Here is a 22,111-nt window from a genome sequence, read left to right on the forward strand (position 1 = left end):
GCGCAGAGTCCGGACCACAAGGACAAACGCCAGCTCAGCGGGGTGCGTCATGAACAGGCCTGTACGCCGGGGTCGCGAACGCGCGGCCACCGACCGGGAAATCCGGCAGACGGCGAGGGCCCTGCTCGTCGAGCACGGCCCGGAGGCCGTCACCCTGCGGGCCATCGCCAGGGAGCTGGGCATCACCGCGCCCGCGCTGTACCGCTACTACGGCTCCCGCGACGACCTCATCGAGCACCTGCGCATCGACGTGATCTCCGATCTCGGCGACGAGCTGGCCACCGAGATCGCCGACCTGCGTAACGGCGGCACCCAGCAGCTGTTCGCGATCTGCAAGGGCTTCCGGCGCTGGGCGCTCACCCACACCAAGGAGTTCACGCTCGTCTTCGCGTCACCGACGGGGGGCGTCGGCTCCGCGCCGAGCAGCGTCGCCACGCTGAAGCAGGTGACCGAGCCGTTCGGGCGGGTGTTCCTGCTCGCGGCAGGTCAGGTGCTGGCCGAGGCCGACGTCGCGCTGCCCGCCGACGACGTGGTGCCCACCGAACTGCGCGAGGACCTGGCCGCGTACCGGGACTCACTGCTCGCGGTGATGGCCGACTCCGGGGTGAGCGTGCCCGCCGAACGGCTCACGCTCGGCACCACGTACCTCATGATGCAGTTCTGGGCCCGGCTCTACGGGCACGTCACGCTCGAGGTGTTCGGGAACTACCCGATCCCGGTGTCCAAGCCGGACGCGCTCTTCGACGCGCTGCTCGCGGACCTCGCCCGCGAGATCGGCCTGGACACCGGGCCCGTCACAGAACCACGTTGACCAGGCGGCCCGGCACCACGATCACCTTGCGCGGCTCACCACCGGCGAGCAGCGCGACGATCTTCTCGTCGGCGAGTGCCGCGGCCTGGACGTCGTCCTTGCCCGCGTCGGCGGCCACCGTCACCCGGGAACGGACCTTGCCGTTCACCTGGATCGGGTACTCCACCGTGTCTTCCACGAGGTACTTCGCGTCGGGATGCGGGAAGGGCCCGTACACCAGCGTGTCCGGGTGGCCGAGGCGATGCCACAGCTCCTCGGCGATGTGCGGGCACAGCGGCGCGAGCATCAGCACCAGCGGCTCGGCCAGCCCGCGCGGGGTGGCCTGGGTGGCCCCGTAGACCTTGGTGACGTAGTTGTTCAGCTCGATGAGCTTCGCGCCCGCGGTGTTGAACCGCAGCTCGGCGTAGTCCTCGCGAACCCCGGCGATGGTCTTGTGCAGGCGCCGCAGGTCCTCGTCGGTGAGCTCGGCGTCGCTGACGCGCAGCGCACCGGTGTCCTCGTCGACCACCAGCCGCCACAGCCGCTGCAGGAAACGCTGCGCGCCCACGACGTCCTTGGTCGCCCACGGCCGCGAGATCTCCAGCGGCCCCATCGACATCTCGTAGAACCGGAACGTGTCGGCGCCGTAGTTCTCGGCCATCGCGTCCGGCGTGACGATGTTCTTGAGGCTCTTGCCCATCTTGCCGTATTCCTGGCTGACCTCTTCGCCGTTGTAGAAGAACCTGCCGTCCTTCTCCTCGACCTCGTCGGCGGGCACGTAGAAGCCGCGGGCATCCACGTAGGCGTAGGCCTGGATGTAGCCCTGGTTGAACAGCTTGCGGTAGGGCTCCTTCGACGACACGTGGCCGAGGTCGAACAGCACCTTGTGCCAGAAGCGCGCGTACAGCAGGTGCAGCACGGCGTGCTCGACGCCGCCGACGTACAGGTCCAGCCCGCCGGGGTCGTTGACGCCGTGCTCGGCAGGCCTCGGCCCCATCCAGTACTTCTCGTTCTCGGGGTCGACGAACCGGTCGTCGTTGGTGGGATCGATGTAGCGCAGCTGGTACCAGCACGAACCGGCCCACTGCGGCATGACGTTGGTGTCGCGGCGGTACTTCTTCGGCCCGTCGCCGAGGTCCAGCGTCACCTCGACCCAGTCGGTGGCCTTGGCCAGCGGGGGCTGCGGCTCGGAGTCGGCGTCCTCGGGGTCGAACGTCTTGGGCGAGTAGTCCTCGACGTCGGGCAGCTCGAGCGGCAGCTGGTCCTCCGGCAGCGCGATCGGCAGGCCGTCCTCGTCGTAGACGATCGGGAACGGCTCACCCCAGTAGCGCTGCCGCGCGAACAGCCAGTCGCGCAGCTTGTACTGCACGGTGCCCTCGCCGTGGCCGTGCTCCTCCAGCCACGCGGTGATCGCCTTCTTGGCGTCCTCGACGCCCATGCCGTTCAGGCTCAGGTCCTCGTTCGAGGAGTTGATCGCCGGGCCTTCGCCGGTGAACGCCTCGCCGTCGAAGCCCTCGCTCGGCTGCACCGTGCGGATGATGCCGAGGCCGAACTTCTTCGCGAAGTCCCAGTCACGCTGGTCCTGGCCGGGCACGGCCATGATCGCGCCGGTGCCGTAGCCCATCAGCACGTAGTCGGCGATGAACACCGGGATCTGCTCGCCGTTCACCGGGTTGACCGCGAACGAGCCGGTGAAGACGCCGGTCTTGTCCTTGTTCTCCTGCCGGTCCAGTTCGGACTTGCGCGACGCCTCGCGGCGGTAGGCGGAAACGGCCTCCGCCGGCGTCGCGGCGCCGCCGGTCCAGCGCTCGTCGGTGCCCTCCGGCCACTCGCCCGCCGTCAGCCTCTCGACCAGCGGGTGCTCGGGCGCCAGCACCATGTACGTGGCGCCGAACAGCGTGTCGGGCCGGGTCGTGAAGACCTCGATGCGCGCGTCACCCGCGGCGAAGCGCACGTTCGCGCCGCGCGAGCGGCCGATCCAGTTGCGCTGCATCGTCTTGATCTGCTCTGGCCAGTCCAGCAGCTCCAGGTCGTCGACCAGGCGGTCGGCGTAGGAGGTGATGCGCATCATCCACTGGCGCAGGTTCTTGCGGAACACCGGGAAGTTGCCGCGCTCGCTGCGGCCGTCCGGCGTGACCTCCTCGTTGGCCACGACCGTGCCCAGGCCGGGAGCCCAGTTCACGGGGGCGTCGGAGATGTAGACCAGGCGGTGGGAGTCGATGATCTCGCGCTGCTCGACGCGGCTCAGCTCGCCCCACGGGCGGCCGTCCGGCGTCGCGCGCGTGCCGTCCTCGTACTCCTTCTCCAGGTCGGCAATCGGGCGCGCCCTGTCCTGCTTCTCGTCGTAGTACGAGTTGAAGATCTGCAGGAAGATCCACTGCGTCCAGCGGTAGTACTCGACGTCGGTGGTGGCGATGGAGCGCCGCTCGTCGTGGCCGAGGCCCAGCGCGCGCAGCTGGCGGCGCATGTTGGCGATGTTCGCCTCGGTGGTGGTGCGCGGGTGCGTGCCCGTCTGCACCGCGTACTGCTCGGCGGGCAGCCCGAAGGCGTCGTAGCCCAGCGTGTGCAGCACGTTGCGCCCGATCATGCGGTTGTACCGCGCGAACGTGTCGACGCCGATGTAGCCGAGCGGGTGCCCGACGTGCAGGCCGCCGCCTGAGGGGTACGGGAACATGTCCTGGACGAACAGCTTGTCCGAGGGCAGCTGCTTGTCCTGCTCGGCGAGCGGACCGACCGGGTTGGGCGCGTGGTAGGTCCCGTGGTCGGCCCAGTAGTCCTGCCAGCGCCGCTCGATCTGCCCGGCCAGCGCCGCGGTGTAGCGGTGGGCCGGAGTCGTCTCGGTGCCGTCTGTCATCGCCGAACCTTCCCGTGCTTGTTACCTGCTCCAGAAACAACGCGACCCCTCAGCCACCAGGGCGTGAGGGGTTCGCCGCACCGGCCGGAGCCTCCGGTCAGTGCGGCCGGCTAAGGAGCAGGCTGGCCGAATGCACGGCTTTATGGTAGCCACCCCCGCCAGCGGGTTTTCCGAAGGCCCTACCTCAGGGCCAGCGCGATGACCTGCGTCACCTGGCCGCCGGAGAAGTTGTCGTCGCTCACGAGCAGCAGGCTGCGCTCGCCGGTGGCAAGCCTCGGACCCCACGTCATGCCCTCGACGTTGTCGACGTGCTCCAGCGGCAGGTCCGCCAGATCGGCCACGAGCCGCTTGCGCACGGGCTTCACCTTCTTCGCCCCGGCGAGCGAGTCCACCCTGAGCACGTTCGTGGCGCCGCTGGTGTCGATCTCGAAGATCCGGACACGGTTGCCCACCCCGCTCACATAGGCGCGCTCCAGCACGAGGAACCGCGTCGGATCCGCGTGGCCGGCGGCGAGGATCGACACGACGCCGTTGTTGGCCGAACCACCGGGTGCGGGCGCGGCGAAGATCGGCTCCTGCTCGTAGGCGTACTGGGCGAGCACCGGGCCGCGCCTGGCCTGCACGGTGATGCGCGAGAGGGCGCCGTGCTCGGGGGTCGCCTCCGGCCCGTCCTGCAGCAGCGGCCCCTCCAGCGCGGTGACCACGAGCGAGCCGAGGCCCGCGAACGTCATGCCCTCCAGCACCTGGTTCCGCCGGGGACCCGCCGTCTCGGTCATCCGCTCGTTGTCCGGGATCGGCAGGTCGCGCACGTACGCACCGGTGGGCGTGGCCTCCCGCACGGAGGGGTCGGACAAGACCGTCGCGCTGCGCTCGCCCTCCTGGCTCCAGTAGTAGCCGCCACGCCACGGGTCCACGCGCAGCTCCTCGGGATCGACCGAATTCGCCGGGTACGGCGTCCCGTCGGGGCGGGTGAACGGGTGCGTGCCGGTGAAGGTCACCTCGCCGAGGCCGTCGGCGCTCACGTCGATGTCGGCCGTGTAGAAGCGGGCGGGCTGCAGCTGCGAGCGGTCGTCGCTGACGAGGACGTACCCGCCGGTGCGCGGGTCGCGGTCGATGCCGGAGAGCCCGCCCACGGTGGTGCCCTCGAACGGCATCGCGTTCGGCACCGTGGTGACGCCGAGCAGCCGGACATCGGGGGAGTGCGCCGAGGCGGCGGGAACGGTCACGAGCGTGAGCGACAGCGCGCCGAGCAGGCCGGTCGCGAGGAAGGTGCGGGACATGGCCTTCAGCACACCGCATCAGGGTGTCGACAAGGTGACCTGGAATGGAACGTATTCTCGGCTGCGTGTTCGTGGTCGCGTTGATTCCCGTGGTACTCGGCGTTCTGGTCGGCTGGGGTGGCTTCCTCGGCCTGCGGGAGAAACTCCCCCGCGATCGCGGCGCCGGGGTGCGCACCGCGGCCACGCTGCGCAGCGACGAGGCGTTCCGCGTCGCCAACAAGGTCGCCGGCCTGCCGACCGTCGCCGCCGGTGCGGTGGGCGTGCTCGCCGGCGCGGCCGGGCTGGTGATGCCCAACGCGGTCGGCGTGATCATCGCCGCGGTGGTGGGCCTGCTCGGCATGTTCCTGCTCGTGGCGGGAGGCGGAGTGCTCGGCCACCGGGCGGCCGCCGCGGTTCCCGCGCCGAAGGAGGCCCCGGCAGGCTGTGCGGGCTGCGCGTGCGGTGCCGGTGGCTGCTCCGCGCTGAGCGGTACCGGAGCCGACTCGGCAACCCCTGCGTCCTGAGCGCGGGCGCTGGTGCCGACCCAGCTGTCGGCGCTCGCCAAGGTGACGAGCTCGCACCGTGGGGTCCGAGGGTCGCCCCCGGAAAGACTCAGTTCCTCTGCAAGTCCCCAGGGTGCGTAGCCAGTAGCGCTGTCGGCAGCCCCTGCCGGCGCAGTACCTGACCCCACAGGTCCCGCTTCGGAGTCGCGAGCACGTCGCTGGGCAACGCGGGCACGATCAGCCAGTCGCCCCGGTCGATCTCCCCGGCCAGCTGCCCCGAATCCCAGCCCGCGTAACCGGCGAACACCCGCAGCCCGCGCACCTTCGGCACGAGCGTGTCCGGATCGGCGTCGAGGTCGACGAGCGCGACGGGACCGCGCACCGCGATCACCCCTGGCACACTCGCGGCGGTCTCGCCCGTGCGCAGAGCGGCGAGGCACAGCGCCGTCTTCTTCTCGACCGGTCCGCCGACGAACACCGCCTGCGGTTCCACCACGTGCTCACCCCAGCTCGGCAGCACCTCGTCGACGGGGACATCACTGGGCCGGTTGAGCACGACCCCGAGGGTGCCCTCGTCGCGGTGATCGATCACGAAGACCACGGTCCTGCGAAAGTTCGGGTCGAACATCGTGGGGGCAGCGACCAGGAGTGTGCCTGGCTCAACCTCGGCGTCCGCTCGCACCCGTACATGATCCCACTCGCGCCGCGGGCCGGAGTCACGGTGCTGTGTCAACTCGCGACGCCACGCCGGGGCCATCGAACGGGCCTAAGCTGAGAACTTGTGACAGCGGGAGCGCAGACGAGGGCAAGGCTTGCCGTGCCCCGCGCGCTGCTGGGCATCCCCGAGTTCCGGAAGCTGCTCTACCTGCGGTTCTCCATGCACTGGGGTGACGGCGCCTTCCAGGCGGGCCTCGCCGGTGCGGTGCTGTTCAACCCCGAGCGCGCGGCCGACGCGGCCACCATCGCGGGCGGGTTCGCCGCGCTGCTCCTGCCGTACTCGGTGGTCGGCCCGTTCGCGGGCGCGCTGCTCGACCGCTGGGACCGCCGGCGTGTGCTGGTCGTGGCGAACATCCTGCGCGGACTCGCCGTCGTCGCGGCGGCCGCGGCCGTCGGCGCGGGAGTGGAGGGCCTGCCGCTGTTCTCACTGGCACTGCTCGTGATGGGCATCTCGCGCTTCGCGGGCGCAGGGCTCTCGGCGTCACTGCCCCATGTGGTGCCCGCCGAACGGATCGTCACCGCCAACGCCTTCTCGGCCACCGTCGGCGCCACGATCGCCGTACTCGGCGGCGCGTGCGCGATCGGCCTGCGGGCGGTCTTCGGCACCGGCGACACCGGCTCGGCGTGGACGACCTCGTTCGCCGTGCTCGGTTCCGTGCTGGGCGCCGTGCTCGCGACCCGGTTCGCCAGGGGCAGCCTCGGCCCGGACACCGTGGACGAGCCCGCGAACGCGTTCGTCGCCGTCGCCGCGGGTCTGGTCTCCGGAGCGAAGGCGGCGGCCCGCACGCCGAGCGTGCGAGCCGGGCTCATCGCGCTGCTGGCCCACCGCGCGGCGTTCGGGATCTCCCTGCTGCTCACCGTGCTGCTGATGCGCTACTCGTTCACCGACGTCGGCCCACTGAAGGCAGGGTTGCCGGGACTCGGGCAGGTCGCGCTGATGGGCGGCGCCGGGATCCTGCTCGCCGGGCTGCTGACGCCGAAGGCCGTGTCCCGGTTCGGCAGGCGCAGGGTGGTGGTGTGCGGGCTCGGGGTGGCCGCGGCCGCGCAGGCGGGGCTCGGGCTGCCGCTCGTGCTGCCCACGGTGCTGCTGGCCGCGTTCGTGATCACGGCGGGCGGTCAGGTGATCAAGCTGTGCGTGGACGCCGCCGTGCAGCGCGACGTCGGCGACGAGGCCCGAGGCCGGGTCTTCGCGCTCTACGACACCCTGTTCAACACCATGCAGGTGGCCGCGGTGTCGTTCGCGGCCGCGTTCGCGCCGCTCGACGGGTACTCACCGGGCCTGCTCGTGGTCGCGACAGTGCTCTACCTCGTCGGTATCGCCGGATATCTCGTCGCCACCCGTTAGGGTGAGGCTGTGACCATTGCTGGTAACGCAGCGTCGGCGACCGTCACATCGCGAGACGGGCTCGTCCGCGCCACCGTCGACTCCACCGGAACACTGACCGGGCTCGAGTTCGCGCCCACCGCGTTCGACGGCAACGATCCGGCGTCGCTCGCCAGGACCGTGCTCGACGTCGTCCGCCAGGGCACGAGCAGGGCCCAGCAGCACGAGCCCTCGGCGCCCGCTCCGCCACCGGTGCCACCGAGGCCGACACCCAGGCGCAATCGGCACGTCCGCCAGGTTTAATGAAGGTGAGGTGACCGAGGGGGGAACGGCGTGCGCTACCGAGTCGAGGTGGCCGACCGGCCTGACGCGCTCTACGCGTTGTGGAACGGCCACATTTTCCGAGCACAGCGATCGACGGCGGACGAAAGCGTCCTGCTGATCGCCCGGCCGGGCGAGGCGCCCGAGGGCTTCGACACCGAGTGGAACGGCTCGCCCGCGAAGGTCGTTCCGGCCGCCGAGGCGAACGCGACGTTCGGCATCCACACCTACTGCATGTACGACGACGAGCCCTACCGCGTCGAGCCTCGCTCCGGTGACGGTGAGCTGACGCTGCGCTGGGCCGGTCGCGACGAGCGCGTCGCCGCCGAGCTGGGGCTCACCGACTTCACCACCACGACAGACGACCCAGAGAGCCTGACCGTCCTCTGGCAGGAGCGACACGACTTCACCGAGGACGGCGCGCCGCGCAGCGAGCCGGGCAGCGGCGACACGCAGGCCCTGCTGCGGGCGATCGGTCGCACGATCTTGAGCTTCCTGCCTTCGGGCTGGCAGCGGGTCGGCGCGCGGTTCCGCCAGGTCGGCGACTACTCCGAGCTGGAGGTGCGGGCCGTCGCGGGCGACGTGGCCGTGTCGCTGTCGGCTCCCCCCGAGCTGGGTCAGCTGTTCGGCCAGCTGCGCTCCGCGATGTACGAACCCGACACGGGCACCTGGTTCCAGGGCACGTTCACGCTCGACTCCGAGTCGAACTTCGACTTCGACTACGACGCCGAGGCCGAGCCGGAATGGCGGCTCGCGCCGGAGGGCCGCACCACGGCCCGCAGCTACGAGGTCGAGCTCGGCTACTACCCGCGCAAGCACGTGCCGGCGTGGCTCGCCGCGAAGGCCGGCCTGCCGCTGGATGTGAGCTTCCGGCTCGCGAGGGTGGTCGACAGCCACGCCGAGGGCGACAAGCCCGTGGTCAACCGCCCGCCCGTGCCACAGGACGAGGTGCCGCGCATCCTCGGCTACCTCTACCGCGCCCCGGTCGCGACCGGACGGCCCGGTGCGCTCCCTGACATCTTCGTGCCGGGCGGCGCCCCCAACGTGCCGGACGCGTTCCACACCGACGGCGTGTGGATCTGGCCCGCCGCCGTGCCCCACTACCTCCGCAAGTACGGAGTCCCGCCCGAGGGCGAGCTGCTCGACCACATCCGCGCGCAGGACTACCGCACGCCCTACGTTCCGCAGCGAGTGCGGGCGACCGCGGAGGCCGAAGTCACCGGACGGCCCCACCCGCCGCAGATCGCCGAGGACCTCGCCGAGCCCGACGCCGTCACCAGGGCCGAGCGCGGCGAAGAGCCGAGGCCGCCGCTGCGCGCCTCCCAGGTGCTGCGCGTGCTGCGCACGCGCCTCGCCGAGTACGGCGTCGCCGAGAGCGCGTACCGGATCGGCGAGACCGCCGAGGGCGCGTGGTGCCTGCGCCGCACACCACACGGCTGGGAGGTCGCGCCCTACGCCGACGGCGAGCCCGTCGCGCCGAGGTACTTCCCGCGCGTGCAGGCCGCGGCCGAGGCGCTGCTCGGCGCGGTGCTGCTGCTGCCGGGCCGGGCCAGGCAGGGGGTGCCGGAGGACGCCGAGGCGAACGAGCCGCCCGCGCACGCCACGGATTGGGCGATCCTGCCGCTGCGCGGCGAGCCGCCGCTGACGTACTACCGGAACAAGCGCCTGGTCACGCTGCCCGTCGGTACCGTGCTGCGGCGCTACGGCAACGAGGGCGGCAACCTCGCCCACCCGCGGGACACGCCGTTTGCGACGACGTCGCTGGCGTTCGAGCGGGAGCACGACGTGCACGACTACGAGGTGCGCAGGCCGATTCGCGTGCTCACGGGCGTGACCCTGCCGTGGGGTCCGCTGCCCGGCGGAGCGATCGCCTACCTGCTGCCCCGTGCGATCGGGCACCACGTCGAAACGGGCGCCCTCGAACGGCGGGCATGACGCACCCCAAGGCCACCTTTGGTGCGCTCAACGCAACAAAGGTGGCCTTGGGGGCACGTCAGCGGGGGACCCAGAGGGTGACTCGCGTGCCGTTGCCGGGGTACGACTCGATCGTGGCGGTACCGCCGACCTCGGCGAGACGGGCCACGATCGACTCGCCGATGCCGAAGCCGGGCGGGCGGGACTCGGGGCTGAAGCCCGCGCCGTGGTCGCGGATGATCGTCGCGATGCCGCCGTCGCGCTCCTCGACGCGCACCAACGCCGTGTCGGCGCCCGAGTGCTTGAGCGTGTTGCGCAGTGCCTCGCGCACGGCGTCGCGCACGGCGATCTGGCGAACCTCCGACAGCGTCTCGCCGTCCGGCTCGGCGGCCACGAGCTGGGCACGCAGGCCGTCGCGGGCCATGTCCGCCGCGAGCGAGGCCAGCTTCTCGGCGAGCCTGCCGCCCTCGCCGCCACTCTCCGACTCCAGGTGCCTGCGCAGCTCGATCGCCTCCGCGCGGGCCATTCGCCGCAGGTCATCGGCGTCGCCGCTGCCCGGCAGCGCCATTGCCTCCAGCGCCTGCAACACCGTGTCGTGCAGCCGCCGCTGCTGTGCCGCGCGCTCGGCGAGCCTGCCGGTGCGGATGCCGTAGGCGAGCGCGAGCCGGGTGCCGAGCCCGAGCAGCACGAGCGCGCCCGTCGCCGTGAGCAGCACGCCGAGGGTGGTGCCGAACTGCGAGAGGCCGGCGCCGAGGTCGAAGCCGTCACCCGCGAGCCACGACATCGCCGCCCGCAGCGGGATGCCCGCCACGGCGAGCGCGGCACCGAAGCCGACCCCTAGCGCGAGGGTCAGCAGCGCGACGGCGCCGAGGAGGTGCTTCCCGGGCACGCCTGCGGCACTCTCCAGCGACTCCGGCGGCACGGTCGCACCGACGACGAGGTTCGCCACCAGCGCGAAGCCCACGTCGACCGCGAGCAACAGGCCGGCGGGGCGCTCCCGGAATGGCGCGCCCCGCAGCAGCCAGTAGGCGCCGAAGAGGTTGAGCGCCACCGAGCAGGCCGCCACCACAGCCACGGGCGCGAGTCCCGCGCCGCCGTGGCCCGCGAAGGCCACGAACGCGCCCGGCACCGCCAGCAGCCGGTAGGCGAGCGGCACCAGCGCGACGTAGCGGGCGGCGCGCAGGAGGAGCCCGTCGCGGTAGCCGGTGTCGACCGGCCCGGCGAGCTGCCGCAGGCGGCGCGTGCCGCGCACGGGAGCGGGGTCGGCGAGTTCGTCGGAGAGCCCGGTGGTGGAGCTGGCCAGCACGGGTGCGCCGCCGCGCAGCAACGCCCCGAGGAAGCTGCCGCGCCGTCCCGCGGTCACCCCGTCGGCTCGATCCCCTGCTCGGCGGCCCACCGGCGCAGCTCGGCGACCGCCTCGTCGTGGTCGAGCGGGCCCCGGTCGAGGCGCAGCTCCTTGAGGTGCCGCCACGCCTTGCCGACGAGCGGACCGGGCGGGATCCCGAGCAGTTTCATGATCTCGTTGCCGTCGAGATCCGGCCGCACCGCCTTGAGGTCCTCCTCCTCGGCGATGCGCGCGATCCGCGCCTCCAGCTCGTCGTAGGTCCGCTGGAGCGCGGCTGCCTTGCGGCGGTTGCGGGTGGTGCAGTCGGCCCGAACGAGCTTGTGCAGGCGGGGCAGCAGCTCACCGGCGTCGGTGACGTAGCGGCGCACGGCCGAATCGGTCCACTCGCCCCTGCCGTAGCCGTGAAACCGCAGGTGGAGGAACACGAGCTGGGAGACGTCGTTGACGATCTCCTTGGAGAAGCGCAGTGCACGCAAACGCTTGCGGGCCATCTTCGCGCCGACCACCTCGTGGTGGTGGAAGCTCACGCCGCCGCCCGGCTCGAAGCGGCGGGTGTCCGGCTTGCCGATGTCGTGCAGCAGCGCGGCGAGCCGCAGCACCAGGTCCGGCCCCGACGTCGGCTCGTGCCGGGTCTCAAGGTCCACCGCCTGCTCCAGCACGGTCAGCGAGTGCTGGTAGACATCCTTGTGCTGGTGGTGTTCGTCGATGGCGAGCCGCATGCCGGGCACCTCGGGCAACACGTGGTCGGCCAGCCCGGTGTCGACCATCAGCTCGATGCCCTGCCTCGGCGCGACACCGGTGATCAGCTTCGCCAGCTCCGCCTGCACGCGCTCGGGCGTGATCCTGGCGATCTCGCCGGACATCTCGGTCATCGCCGTGACCACCCGCGGCGCGGGCTCGAACCCGAGCTGGGCCACGAACCGGGCGGCCCGCAGCATCCGCAGCGGGTCGTCGGCGAAGGACTCCTCCGGCGTCGCGGGCGTGTCGAGCGTCTTGCGGGCCAGCGCCTCGAGCCCGCCGTGCGGGTCGATGAACGTCTTTGTCGACAACTCGATCGCCATCGCGTTGACCGTGAAGTCGCGGCGCACGAGGTCGCCCTCGATGGTGTCGCCGAACGAGACCTCCGGCTTGCGCCCCACCCGGTCGTAGACGTCGGCCCTGAACGTGGTGATCTCCAGCGTCGAACCCCTGCGCGAGGCGCCGACCGTGCCGAACTCGATGCCCGTGTCCCACACGGCCTCCGCCCAGCCGGACAGAATCGCCTGTATCCGGTCGGGCCGGGCGTCGGTGGTGAAGTCGAGATCGGGGGACAGCCTGCCGAGCAGCGCGTCGCGCACGCTGCCGCCGACGAGATAGAGGCGGTGACCCGCCTTGTCGAAGCGGGCGGCGAGCTCCTCGGCGACCGGGGAGATGCGCATCAGCTCGGTCACCGCATCCCCCTTCGCGGTGGTGTGGTTCACGCCGATCCCACCCCCGACACGGTTCCCTTACAACACAAGCGGATCAACACGGACACGAGAAGCCAGCGTACCGGCGGCACCGTTTGCTCTAGCATCGCAGCATGCCTGGATCGGCCGGTCGCTCCGGTGGCGCAAAACCGGGACGACGGTCCCGGCGTCGTCGTGGTAGGCGGCTGACCACGGTGAACGAGACCTCCGCCGGGGGACTGGTGGTCGATCCCGAACGGGAGAACGCCGTGCTCATCGGCAGGCTCGACCGGCAGGGCAGGCTGCTGTGGTCGCTACCGAAAGGGCACATCGAGGACGGCGAGACCACCGAGGAGACCGCCGTGCGCGAGGTGAAGGAGGAGACCGGCATCACCGCGCACGTGCTGCGGCCCCTCGGCACGATCGACTACTGGTTCGTAGCCGAACGCAGGCGGGTCCACAAGACGGTGCATCATTTCCTCCTCGAAGCAGGCGGTGGCGAATTGTCCGACGAGGACGTGGAGGTCACCGAGGTGGCGTGGGTGCCGCTGCCCGAGCTGGAGAGCAGGCTCGCCTACGCCGACGAGCGCAAGCTCGTGCGCAAGGCACGCGAGATGTTCCAGCAAGCACCGGAGTGAGTAGGGCGTGAGCAAGAGGTGAACAAGCTCAGCGCATTCGCGCTGGCACTGGCGTTGTGCATCGCGCAGGGACTGTTCGGCGTGACGGGCCCGGCCGCGCAGCCGCTCGACACGCCGAACCGGCTCCGGCTCGACCTCGAACAGCTGTCCCCTCGCATCGTCACCCCGCAGGACGACACGCTCGTCGTCACGGGCAGCGTCACCAACGTCGGCGATCGCCCCATCACCGAGATCGTCGCCCGCCTGCAGCTCGGCGCGCCGCAGACCAGCGACGACGAGCTGGAACAGACGCTCACGGAGGCCCCGCCGACCGACTCGGGCGCCTCCGAATGGGTGGGCATCGCCGACATACTCCAGCCGGGGGACACCGCCCGCGTCACGCTCACCGTGCCCATCGACGAGCTGCCGCTCTCGTCGCCCGGCGTGTATCCGCTGCTGGTCAACGTCAACGGCACGCCGGCCTACGGGGGTGCCGCCCGGCTCGCCGCGGTGAGCACGCTGCTTCCGGTGATCGACCCGCCGAGCGAGGCCCCGCCGGCCTCGGTGTCGATGCTCTGGCCCATCACCTCCAGCAAGCCGCAGGTGGTCGCGTCGCCGCACGGCGGACCACTGGTGCTGGCCGACGACATCCTCGCCGCCGAGCTCAAACCCGGCGGCAGGCTCGACGCCCTCGTCGCGGCCGCCGCGTCGCAGCGCGACACCCCCGTGTTCGGCTCCCTGTGCTTCGCGATCGACCCCGAGCTGCTCGACACGGTCGAGCTGATGACGAGGGGCTACCAGGTGCGCACGCCGTCGGGCGAGCTGCCGGGCTCCGGGCGGGAAGCCGCCGCCGAATGGCTGGCGAAGCTGCGGGACCTCGTCGCGTCGCACTGCGTCATCCAGTTGCCCTACGCCGACGCCGACCTCACCGCGGTCTCCCAGGTCAACACGCCTGCCGATCTGGTGGGCACCGCGCTGAACGGCACGTCGATCCTGCAGAAGCTCGGCGTACAGCCCAAGCCGGGCGTGGTGTGGCCCGGCAGCGCGCTCGACGAGACCGCGCTGCGCCGGGTCGCCGAGGCGGGCGTGACGACGCTGATCACCGACCCGCTGCAGCAGACGAGCGCGCACCCCGGCATGCGCTCCCTGCCGTTCGACGCGCTCACCTCGGGTGCCCTCGGCGGCGCCCGCAGCACGGCCACGAGCGCGCAGACGCCCGCCGACCAGCCGAACATCGCGACCCAGAACGGCATCGCGGCGCTCGCCTTCCACGCCGGCCTTGGCGAGGAGCCGGAGGGGCCGGTGCTGGTGGCGCCGCCCCGGCGCTGGGACGCACCGGTCAGCGAGCTCGTCGCGTTCCTCGACTCCTTCGCCAGCCTGCAGTCACTCGGGATGGTCGAGCCCGCTTCGCTGGACGAACTGCTCGCGGGTCCGCCCGAGAGCGCGGCGGCCGGCGACACGGGCACGCTCGACGGCGCGTTCTCCGTGCCCGGCGACGTGATCGCCGAGCTGTCCGACCTCGAAGGCGTCGCCGCGGACCTGCAGCGCGCGATGTCGGTGGACCCGACGCGGCAGGTGCAGCCGGCCGCGATCATCCAGCCGCTGCACAACGCCGTGCTCAGGGCCACGTCGACGGCGTGGCAGAGCAGTTCGAGCCTCGGCGCCGCCGCGGCCAGGGCGGCGACCGCCCAGCTCACGGCGTTGCGCAGGCAGGTCACGGTGACGACGCTGTCGCAGTCGGTGTCGCTGGCGTCCGGGTCGAGCCCGCTGCCGGTGACGCTCAGCAACTCACTGCCGGTCGCCATCACCGTGCGGATCCAGCTGGAGAACAACGCGGGTCTGCGGCCCGCCCACATGCCGGACTCGCTGCTCTCGGCGAACAGCAAGATCCCCCAGTACATCCCGGCCGAGGCACTGCGCTCGGGCCGCTTCAACCTGGACGTCTCGCTCACCACGCCGGGGGGCACGGAACTGGGCACACCCGCGCGGCTGGAGTTCTCCTCGAGCGAGCTCGGCGTGGTCACCGTCGTGCTCACGGCCACAGCTGCCGGAGCACTCGTGCTGCTCTCCGGCAGGCGCATCTACCGTCGGGTGAAGGCGAGGAAGGGTACGTAGGGCCGATAGGACCTGAGATTCGGCCCGGCTCCGGATTACCCTGAATCGACCAAGCTTGACCGCCGACGGATTGGGACGTGTTGGACAGAGAGCCGGGCCTGCCGCCTGAGCGCGCCGGGAGGCCTCCACGTCCCGATGCGCCCCCGCCGCGAGCGGGGCGCAGGCCGCCTCCTGCCGATCCCCAGCGTCAGCGGCAGCCACCACCCGACCGGCGCAGGCAACCCCCTCCGGACCCGCGCGAGAACGGGCGCGTGCCCAGGCCGCCCGGCCAGGGTCAGCAGCAGGGCAGACTGCCCGCCCAGCCGCCGCCACCTCCCCCGAGGACGCGGCAGGTCCGGCAGCCGCCATCCCCGCCGCAGGGTCCGCCGCGCCGGGGCCGCCCGCCGGAGCCGCAGCGCCGCCAGCCGGTGCGGCCGTGGCGGCAGGAGGCCGACCGGACCCGGTCCGTCGCCCCTCCGCCGCAGGAGGGCGAGTCGACGATGTACATCCCGCGCGACCGCGGGGTGCCTCCCGGGGTGCGCTGGCCCGCCGCCGACCCCGACGTGCTGAGGCCGTACGACGAGCTCGCGACTCGGATGATGCCGCGCATCGTGGACGGGCTCCGGCACACGGAGATCGGCGAGCGGCTGCCCGCCGTCCAGCTGGAGCGGCCGAAGGAGCAGGAGCAGGCCAAGGCCCCGTCGCTGGCGAGGGCCAGCGGCCGGATGGCGATCGCCACGCTCACCAGCCGGATCACCGGCTTCGCGTGGAAGGTCATGCTCGCGTGGGTCGCCACCCTCGGCGTGCTCTACGACTCCTTCACCGTCGCCAACACGCTGCCGCTGATCATCAACGAGCTCCTGCTGGGTGGCGTGCTGACCAGTGTCGTCGTGCCGTTGCTCGTGCGCTCGCAGGACGACAAGGACGGCGGCGAGGCCTACACGCAGCGGCTGCTGACGATGGCGTTGACGATCCTCGGCATCGGCACGGTGGTCTCGGTCGCGATCGCACCGTGGCTGACGTCCCTGCTCATGGACGACACCGGCGACGCGAACCCGCAGCTCGCGACGTGGTTCGCGTACCTGCTGCTGCCCGGCCTTCTCTTCTACGGGCTCTTCGCGGTGCTCTCGGCGATCCTCAACGCCAAGCAGATCTTCGGCCCCGCCCAGTGGGCCCCGGTGATCAACAACCTCGTCATCTTCGCGACGATCGCCGCGTTCGCGCTGGTCCCGGGTGACCCGACGATCATCCCGACCGAGATGAGCGACCCCAAGGTGCTCGTGCTCGGCGTCGGCGTGCTGACCGCGATGGTGGCGCAGGCACTGTTCCTGCTGCCCGCGTTGCGCCGCTCGGGCTTCCGCTTCAGGTGGCGCTGGGGCCTCGACGAGCGGCTCAAGGAGTTCGGCGGGCTCGCGATGTGGATCCTCGGCTACGTCGCGGTGAGCCAGATCGGCATGGTCGTCAACACCCGCGTGCTCACGGCGGGCGCCGCCGGTGGTCCCTCGATCTACTCCAACGCGTGGCTGCTGTTCCAGCTGCCCTACGGCGTGATCGGCGTTTCCCTGCTCACGGCGCTGATGCCGAAGATGAGCCGGGCCGCCGCCGACAACGACTTCCGCAGGCTGATCGGCGACCTCTCCTACGGCTCGCGGCTCACCACCCTGATGCTGCTGCCGGTGTCGGCCGTGATGGCCGTGGCGGGCACCTCGATCGGTGTCGCGCTGTTCGCGCTCGGCAAGGGCTCGGTGGAGGACGCCGAGCGCCTCGGCCAGGCGCTGGCCGTCTCGGCGTTCGGGTTGCTGCCGTACGCGCTGGTGATGCTGCAGATGCGCGTGTTCTACGCGATGAAGGACTCGCGCACGCCCACGCTGATCATGGTCGTGATGACCGCGGTGAAGATCCCGCTGCTGTACCTGGCCTCCGCGGTGCTGCACCCGGTCAACGTGGTGCTCGGCGTCATGATGGTGAACTCGCTGGTGTTCGTGGTCGGTGCCGTGCTCGGCCAGGTGTGGCTGTGGGTCAAGCTCGGCAACCTGCGCAGCAAGCGCGTGCTCGGCGTCATCCTCTTCACCGTGGTGGCGAGCGGGCTCGGCGCGCTCGCCGCGGTGGTCGTCGGCTGGCTCGTGCCGGACGCGCTCGGCCCCGTGCTCGGCGCGTGGGTGAAGCTGATCCTCCAGGGCGTGGTGGGAATCGGTGTCTCGTTCGGGGTGCTGATCGCACTCAAGGTTGACGAGCTCACCCCGGTGACCCGCAGAATCACCCGAATGGTCCGGCGCGCGTAAACTGCATCTCGCTACGTGTGTTCACGTACCCTCGTGAGAAACGTGTCGTCGAGGAAGCAGGGGGTCCGGCCCGGTGGGCACGAGTACGCGGGGTGGATCGCTGGCGCCCGGCGGCGTCGTCGGCGACGGCCGCTACCGGCTGCTCGCTCAGTTCGGCATCGACGAACGCGCGGGCGCCCACCTGTGGCGCGCCAGGGACGGCCAGCTGCGCCGGGACGTCGCGCTGACCATGCTCGTGGGCGATCCCGCCGACGCGGAGGCCGCCCGGCTGGGCAGGCGCACACTCGAACGGGCGGCCCACGCCGCCAAGTTCAACCACCCGGGCGTCGCCAGGGTGCTCGACGTGCTCAGCCTCGGCAACGGCATCTCCTCCAGTGAGGGCCTGCTCGGCATCGTCGTCGCCGAGTGGACCAAGGGCACCGACCTCATCGACCTCGTGGCGGAGCGGCCCGTCGAACCGGGCACCGCTGCCCGCATGGTGCAGGCGCTCGCCGAGTCCGTGGAGCTGGCCCACCAGTCGGGCCTCGTGCTGGGCCTCGACCACCCGCAACGACTCCGGCTGACCCCGGACGGCAGGCTGCGGCTCTCGTTCCCCGGCCCGCTGCCGGACGCGACCCTGCGCGACGACGTGAAGGCGCTCGGCGCCGTGCTGTACCTGCTGCTCACCGGCCGCTGGGCGCTGCCAGGCGGTCCGCCCGCCGTGCCGGCGGCGCCGCGCTCGCCGACGGGCCGCGTCGTACCGGCCCGTTCCCTGGAGCCACGCGTGCCCCAGGAGCTCTCGGCTCTCGCCGTGCGCACGATCGAGGACGGCGGCCATGGCGGCATCCGCACCAGTGCGGCCATCCTGCGGGTGCTCGACGAGGCCGCGGAGGCCGCCGAACGCACGCAGTACATCGCCAAGGACCCGAACGTCGATCCCGACGGCGGCGTCTGGACCACGAAGAAGCCGGTCAAGGACGCGGCGAGGCGGCGCAAGCTCGCGCTGGGCGTGACGGTGCTCGTGGTCGCCGCGGTCGGCATCCTCGCCTGGCTGGGCATGATGGCGATCAGCTTCTTCCAGGACGATCCCGAGTCCAGCGGACCACCGGTCAACCTCGCCGATCCGACCCCCACCCAGCAGCAGAACCCGCCGCAGAACCAGCCGCAGAACCCGCCCGCTCCGCAGCCGGGCGCGAACGGTGAGCCCGTCGCGCCCAACGACATCGCGGTCTACAACCCGGAGGGCGAGGGCGACAGCGTCGAGGACGCGGGGCTGGCGATCGACGGCGACCCCGCGACGATCTGGCGCACCGACGAGTACCGCCAGCAGTTCCCCACGTTCAAACCCGGCGTCGGCCTCGTCGCCACGTTCGACTCGCCGCTGCAGCTGTCGAAGGTGAAGATCACCGCCGACAGCCCCGGCACCAACGTCGAGATCCGGATCGCAGACGAGGCGGACCCCGCGCTGGAGGACACCAGGGTGGTCGGCTCCGGCACGCTCGAGGGCACCGACACCGAGATCCAGCTTCAGGATCCGACGTCGGCCCGGTACGTCATCGTGTGGATCACGTCGCTCTCCGGCGAGGAGCCCCAGTTCGCCTCGGAGCTGGGCGAACTGACGTTCCTGCCTGCCGGGTGACTGATCCACCCGCCTTAGTAGTCTCTTCCGGGTGACCGCAGCAGCGCCCACTGATGCCGATCTCATCGCGGCACACGCAGCAGGAGACCCGCACGCGTTCAACGAGATAGTGCGGCGGCACCGGGATCGAATGTGGGCGGTCGCGCTGCGCACGGTCCGTGATCCCGAGGAGGCCGCGGACGCCCTTCAGGAGGCCTTCATCTCGGCGTTCCGCGCCGCGGCGAACTTCCGCGCCGAGTCGCAGGTCACCACCTGGCTACACCGGATCGTCGTCAACGCGTGCCTCGACCGGGTCCGCAGACGCCAGGCGAGGCCCACCGTGCCGTTGCCCGAGCAGGGGCACAACGAGCCCGCGGTGCCGCGCGACTCGATGGCCGAGCGCGAGACGCGGCTGGTGATCAAGGACGCGCTCGAGCAACTCCCCGAGGAGCAGCGGGTGCCGATCGTGCTGGTCGACGTGGAGGGCTACTCGGTGGCCGAGACCGCGAAGATGCTGGGTATCGCGGAGGGAACGGTCAAGAGCAGATGTGCGCGAGGTCGCGGCAAACTGGCGAAACTTCTCGGTCATCTGCGGAACCCCGAGCCGGAGGGTGACGTCCCAACTCACGAAAGCAAACACGGGGAGGGACGATGACAGACGAAAGCAGGGGGATGGGCGGGGCCGTCGGCCCCCCGTGGTCTGTCGACGTGCTCGCCGATCTGCATGCCGGCGTGCTTAGCGAAAGCGAAGCCGCCGAGCTGTGGCCGAGGGTCAACGCCGATCCCGAGGCGCGCGCGATCATCGAGGCACTCGACGCGACCAGCGCCGAGCTCGCGGACCTCAGCGCGGCGCCGGTGCCGCCCATGCCGGCCGACGTCGCCGCCAGGATCGACGCCGCCCTCGCACAGGAGCAGCAGGCCCGCGGCGCCTCGAACGTCGTGAGCATCGACGCCGCCCGCAAGCGCCGGAACCGTCGCGCCGGCTGGGGAGCCGGGTTCCTCGCCGCGGCGGCCGCCGTCGTCGCCGCGGTCGTGATCGTCACCCCCAACGCCTCCGAGGAGACGCCCGGAATGGCCGACAGCGCCCCGAAGGGAGTCGCGGTCGACAGCGGCCAGATCAACGCCGCCATCGGCAAGGTCGAGGGCGTGCGCGACTTCGGCCCGCTGGAGAACGAGCAGCGCCTCGACGCCTGCCTCGAGGCCAACGGGATCGACCCCGTCAAGCAGCCGGTGGGAATCACCCCGGGCACGATCGACGGTCAGGAGGCCGTGTTCGTGCTCTACACCACGGGCGAGCTCGCCCAGTTTCGGTTCGTGGCGCTCGCGCCCGACTGCGGTCCGGACAACCCGGGCCTGCTGAAGGACCAGCTCATCGGCCGGTAGGACCAGCGAGAACGGGCCGCCCATTCCACGTGACGGGAGGGGCGGCCCGTTTGGCAGCGGTCCACGTCACGTCGGGAACACCCACACCTACGATCGTGTTGAGCCTGGTACGCAGGTTGTCGTCGAAGCGGAGGTCACGGGTGGCTGGAGAGGACGTTCGGAACCTGATCATCGTGGGGTCGGGTCCCGCTGGGTACACCGCTGCCGTCTATGCGGCGCGCGCTCAGCTGGAACCCCTGGTGTTCGAGGGTTCCCAGTTCGGCGGTGCGCTCATGACCACGACGGAGGTCGAGAACTATCCGGGCTTCCGGTCGGGCATCCAGGGTCCGGAGCTCATGGAGGAGATGCGCGAGCAGGCGAAGGCGTTCGGTGCCGACCTGCGGTCCGAGGACGTCGAGGAGCTTGAGCTCATCGGCGACGTCAAGTACGTGACCGCGAACGGCAAGCGCTACGCGGCCCGCGCCGTGATCCTCGCGATGGGCGCCGCCGCACGCTACCTGGGCGTTCCGGGCGAGCAGGAGCTGCTCGGCCGCGGTGTGTCGTCGTGCGCGACGTGTGACGGGTTCTTCTTCCGCGAGCACGACATCGCGGTGGTCGGCGGCGGCGACTCGGCGATGGAGGAGGCCACCTTCCTCACCAAGTTCGCGAGCAGCGTCACCATCGTCCACCGGCGCGAGGAGTTCCGCGCCTCCAAGATCATGCTCGAGCGCGCCAAGGCGAACGAGAAGATCCGCTGGAAGCTGAACTCGCAGGTCACCGAGGTGGTCGGCGACGGCAAGGTGTCCGGGCTGAAGCTCAAGGACACCGTCACCGGCGAGGAGTCCACGCTCGACGTGACCGGGTTCTTCGTCGCCATCGGGCACGACCCGCGCAGCGAGCTCGTGCGCGGACAGGTCGACCTCGACGACGAGGGCTACGTGGTCACCAAGGGCCGCAGCTCCTACACCAACATCGACGGCGTGTTCGCGGCGGGCGACCTGGTGGACCACACCTACCGCCAGGCGATCACCGCGGCGGGCAGTGGCTGCACCGCCGCGATCGACGCCGAGCGCTGGCTGGCCGAGCACACCGGGGTCAGCGAGGCACACGAGGCAGCCGAACTCGTGGGTGGCGGCTACGCGACCCGGGCCAACTGACGTCAACCGAAACAGGACAGGGAGAGAAGATGACCGACACCGTCAAGGTGACCGACTCCAGCTTCGCCGACGACGTGCTCGCCAGCGACAAGCCCGTGCTCGTCGACTTCTGGGCGACCTGGTGCGGCCCGTGCAAGATGGTCGCGCCGGTGCTCGAGGAGATCGCCTCCGAGCACAAGGACAAGCTCACGATCGGCAAGCTCGACATCGACGAGAACCCGAACACGGCTCGTGACTACCAGGTCATGTCCATCCCGACGCTGATCCTCTTCCAGGGCGGCAAGCCCGTGAAGCAGATCGTGGGGGCCAAGCCGAAGGCGGCCCTGCTGTCCGACCTGGCTGACGTGCTCTGACGTCTCTCGTCGCAACTCGCGGGACCCGGGTGGCGCGTCGACTCGCGCCCCCGGGTTTCCCGTGTGACCCGGGGGCGCCACGCCGGGACGCACGCACCGGCCCTGCGCGCTCACTGAGAGTTCACAAGGCACAATAGGGGCCTCAGGGCCGCCGGGCCCTGTTCCACATCGCACAGCATCGAGCGCACTTGGTGC

General features: G+C 71.3%; 18 protein-coding genes. 13 read left to right on the forward strand and 5 right to left on the reverse strand.

Annotation, left to right across the window (positions count from 1 at the left end):
• Positions 1–49 precede the first annotated feature (49 nt).
• A complete protein-coding gene (locus BA062_RS01910; RefSeq protein ID WP_110334248.1) occupies positions 50–811 on the forward strand; it encodes a TetR/AcrR family transcriptional regulator in 762 nt (253 codons plus the stop codon).
• On the opposite strand, the gene leuS is transcribed toward BA062_RS01910, so the two are convergent.
• Positions 795–3,644 (reverse strand): leucine--tRNA ligase, encoded by a 2,850-nt coding sequence (gene leuS, locus BA062_RS01915; protein ID WP_110334249.1) that lies wholly within the window; start codon positions 3,642–3,644, stop codon positions 795–797. The two genes, BA062_RS01910 and leuS, sit on opposite strands and share 17 nt — an antisense overlap.
• A gap of 179 nt (positions 3,645–3,823) precedes the next feature.
• Complete coding sequence (locus BA062_RS01920) at positions 3,824–4,924, reverse strand: esterase-like activity of phytase family protein (protein WP_110334355.1); 1,101 nt, start codon at positions 4,922–4,924, stop codon at positions 3,824–3,826.
• Between the two features lie 65 nt (positions 4,925–4,989).
• Between BA062_RS01920 and BA062_RS01925 the strand changes: the two genes are divergently transcribed.
• Positions 4,990–5,427 carry an SdpI family protein gene (locus BA062_RS01925; protein WP_110334356.1) on the forward strand — a complete coding sequence of 146 codons (438 nt, stop codon included), beginning with the start codon at positions 4,990–4,992 and terminating at the stop codon, positions 5,425–5,427.
• 88 nt (positions 5,428–5,515) lie between these two features.
• Here BA062_RS01925 and BA062_RS01930 read toward each other — a convergent pair whose 3' ends face one another.
• A complete protein-coding gene (locus tag BA062_RS01930; RefSeq protein WP_281271601.1) occupies positions 5,516–6,163 on the reverse strand; it encodes a YqgE/AlgH family protein in 648 nt (215 codons plus the stop codon).
• 24 nt (positions 6,164–6,187) lie between these two features.
• On the opposite strand from BA062_RS01930, the gene BA062_RS01935 reads away from it, so the two are divergent.
• The 3 genes from BA062_RS01935 to BA062_RS01945 are packed head-to-tail and all read left to right on the forward strand — an operon-like array spanning position 6,188 to position 9,703.
• Entirely contained in the window at positions 6,188–7,468 is a 1,281-nt protein-coding gene (locus BA062_RS01935; RefSeq protein WP_391352556.1) for an MFS transporter, read from the forward strand.
• Positions 7,469–7,477: 9 nt separating this feature from the next.
• The gene (locus BA062_RS01940; RefSeq protein WP_110334251.1) at positions 7,478–7,750 is read left to right on the forward strand and encodes a YbaB/EbfC family nucleoid-associated protein; all 273 of its coding nucleotides are present in this window, start codon (positions 7,478–7,480) and stop codon (positions 7,748–7,750) included.
• A gap of 30 nt (positions 7,751–7,780) precedes the next feature.
• Positions 7,781–9,703: a TNT domain-containing protein gene (locus BA062_RS01945; RefSeq protein WP_110334252.1), complete on the forward strand. Its 1,923-nt coding sequence runs from the start codon at positions 7,781–7,783 to the stop codon at positions 9,701–9,703.
• A 58-nt stretch (positions 9,704–9,761) separates the two neighbouring features.
• Here BA062_RS01945 and BA062_RS01950 read toward each other — a convergent pair whose 3' ends face one another.
• Both BA062_RS01950 and BA062_RS01955 read right to left on the reverse strand, forming a co-directional pair.
• Positions 9,762–11,045 carry a sensor histidine kinase gene (locus BA062_RS01950; RefSeq protein ID WP_110334253.1) on the reverse strand — a complete coding sequence of 428 codons (1,284 nt, stop codon included), beginning with the start codon at positions 11,043–11,045 and terminating at the stop codon, positions 9,762–9,764.
• A complete protein-coding gene (locus tag BA062_RS01955) occupies positions 11,042–12,445 on the reverse strand; it encodes a CCA tRNA nucleotidyltransferase (RefSeq protein ID WP_110334358.1) in 1,404 nt (467 codons plus the stop codon). The genes BA062_RS01950 and BA062_RS01955 overlap by 4 nt, the downstream gene beginning before the upstream one ends.
• A gap of 143 nt (positions 12,446–12,588) precedes the next feature.
• Between BA062_RS01955 and BA062_RS01960 the strand changes: the two genes are divergently transcribed.
• The 8 genes from BA062_RS01960 (at position 12,589) to trxA (ending at position 21,916) form a co-directional block, all read left to right on the forward strand.
• On the forward strand, positions 12,589–13,092 hold the full coding sequence (locus tag BA062_RS01960) for an NUDIX hydrolase (RefSeq protein ID WP_110334254.1): 504 nt from the start codon (positions 12,589–12,591) through the stop codon (positions 13,090–13,092).
• Between the two features lie 18 nt (positions 13,093–13,110).
• On the forward strand, positions 13,111–15,186 hold the full coding sequence (locus BA062_RS01965) for a DUF6049 family protein (RefSeq protein WP_110334255.1): 2,076 nt from the start codon (positions 13,111–13,113) through the stop codon (positions 15,184–15,186).
• A 407-nt stretch (positions 15,187–15,593) separates the two neighbouring features.
• Positions 15,594–17,447: a murein biosynthesis integral membrane protein MurJ gene (gene murJ / locus BA062_RS01970; protein ID WP_110334256.1), complete on the forward strand. Its 1,854-nt coding sequence runs from the start codon at positions 15,594–15,596 to the stop codon at positions 17,445–17,447.
• A 73-nt stretch (positions 17,448–17,520) separates the two neighbouring features.
• Positions 17,521–19,065, forward strand: coding sequence for a protein kinase family protein (locus BA062_RS01975; RefSeq protein ID WP_110334257.1), 1,545 nt, complete (start codon positions 17,521–17,523; stop codon positions 19,063–19,065).
• Between the two features lie 31 nt (positions 19,066–19,096).
• On the forward strand, positions 19,097–19,699 hold the full coding sequence (sigM, locus tag BA062_RS01980) for an RNA polymerase sigma factor SigM (protein WP_110334258.1): 603 nt from the start codon (positions 19,097–19,099) through the stop codon (positions 19,697–19,699).
• Positions 19,696–20,427, forward strand: coding sequence for a hypothetical protein (locus tag BA062_RS01985; RefSeq protein ID WP_110334259.1), 732 nt, complete (start codon positions 19,696–19,698; stop codon positions 20,425–20,427). The genes sigM and BA062_RS01985 overlap by 4 nt, the downstream gene beginning before the upstream one ends.
• A 140-nt stretch (positions 20,428–20,567) precedes the next feature.
• On the forward strand, positions 20,568–21,563 hold the full coding sequence (gene trxB / locus BA062_RS01990; RefSeq protein ID WP_110334260.1) for a thioredoxin-disulfide reductase: 996 nt from the start codon (positions 20,568–20,570) through the stop codon (positions 21,561–21,563).
• Between the two features lie 29 nt (positions 21,564–21,592).
• Positions 21,593–21,916: a thioredoxin gene (gene trxA, locus BA062_RS01995; RefSeq protein WP_110334261.1), complete on the forward strand. Its 324-nt coding sequence runs from the start codon at positions 21,593–21,595 to the stop codon at positions 21,914–21,916.
• Positions 21,917–22,111: the final 195 nt, after the last annotated feature.

This window comes from Prauserella flavalba, assembly GCF_003202235.1.
Taxonomy (GTDB): domain Bacteria; phylum Actinomycetota; class Actinomycetes; order Mycobacteriales; family Pseudonocardiaceae; genus Prauserella_A; species Prauserella_A flavalba.

Excerpts from the sequence above, each read along its gene's own strand:
- BA062_RS01910 (WP_110334248.1), top strand. The coding sequence starts at position 50 with ATGAACAGGCCTGTACGCCGGGGTCGCGAACGCGCGGCCACCGACCGG.
- leuS (WP_110334249.1), bottom strand. The coding sequence starts at position 3,644 with ATGACAGACGGCACCGAGACGACTCCGGCCCACCGCTACACCGCGGCG.
- BA062_RS01920 (WP_110334355.1), bottom strand. The coding sequence starts at position 4,924 with ATGTCCCGCACCTTCCTCGCGACCGGCCTGCTCGGCGCGCTGTCGCTC.
- BA062_RS01930 (WP_281271601.1), bottom strand. The coding sequence starts at position 6,163 with ATGGCCCCGGCGTGGCGTCGCGAGTTGACACAGCACCGTGACTCCGGC.
- BA062_RS01955 (WP_110334358.1), bottom strand. The coding sequence starts at position 12,445 with ATGCGCATCTCCCCGGTCGCCGAGGAGCTCGCCGCCCGCTTCGACAAG.
- BA062_RS01960 (WP_110334254.1), top strand. The coding sequence starts at position 12,589 with ATGCCTGGATCGGCCGGTCGCTCCGGTGGCGCAAAACCGGGACGACGG.
- BA062_RS01985 (WP_110334259.1), top strand. The coding sequence starts at position 19,696 with ATGACAGACGAAAGCAGGGGGATGGGCGGGGCCGTCGGCCCCCCGTGG.
- trxA (WP_110334261.1), top strand. The coding sequence starts at position 21,593 with ATGACCGACACCGTCAAGGTGACCGACTCCAGCTTCGCCGACGACGTG.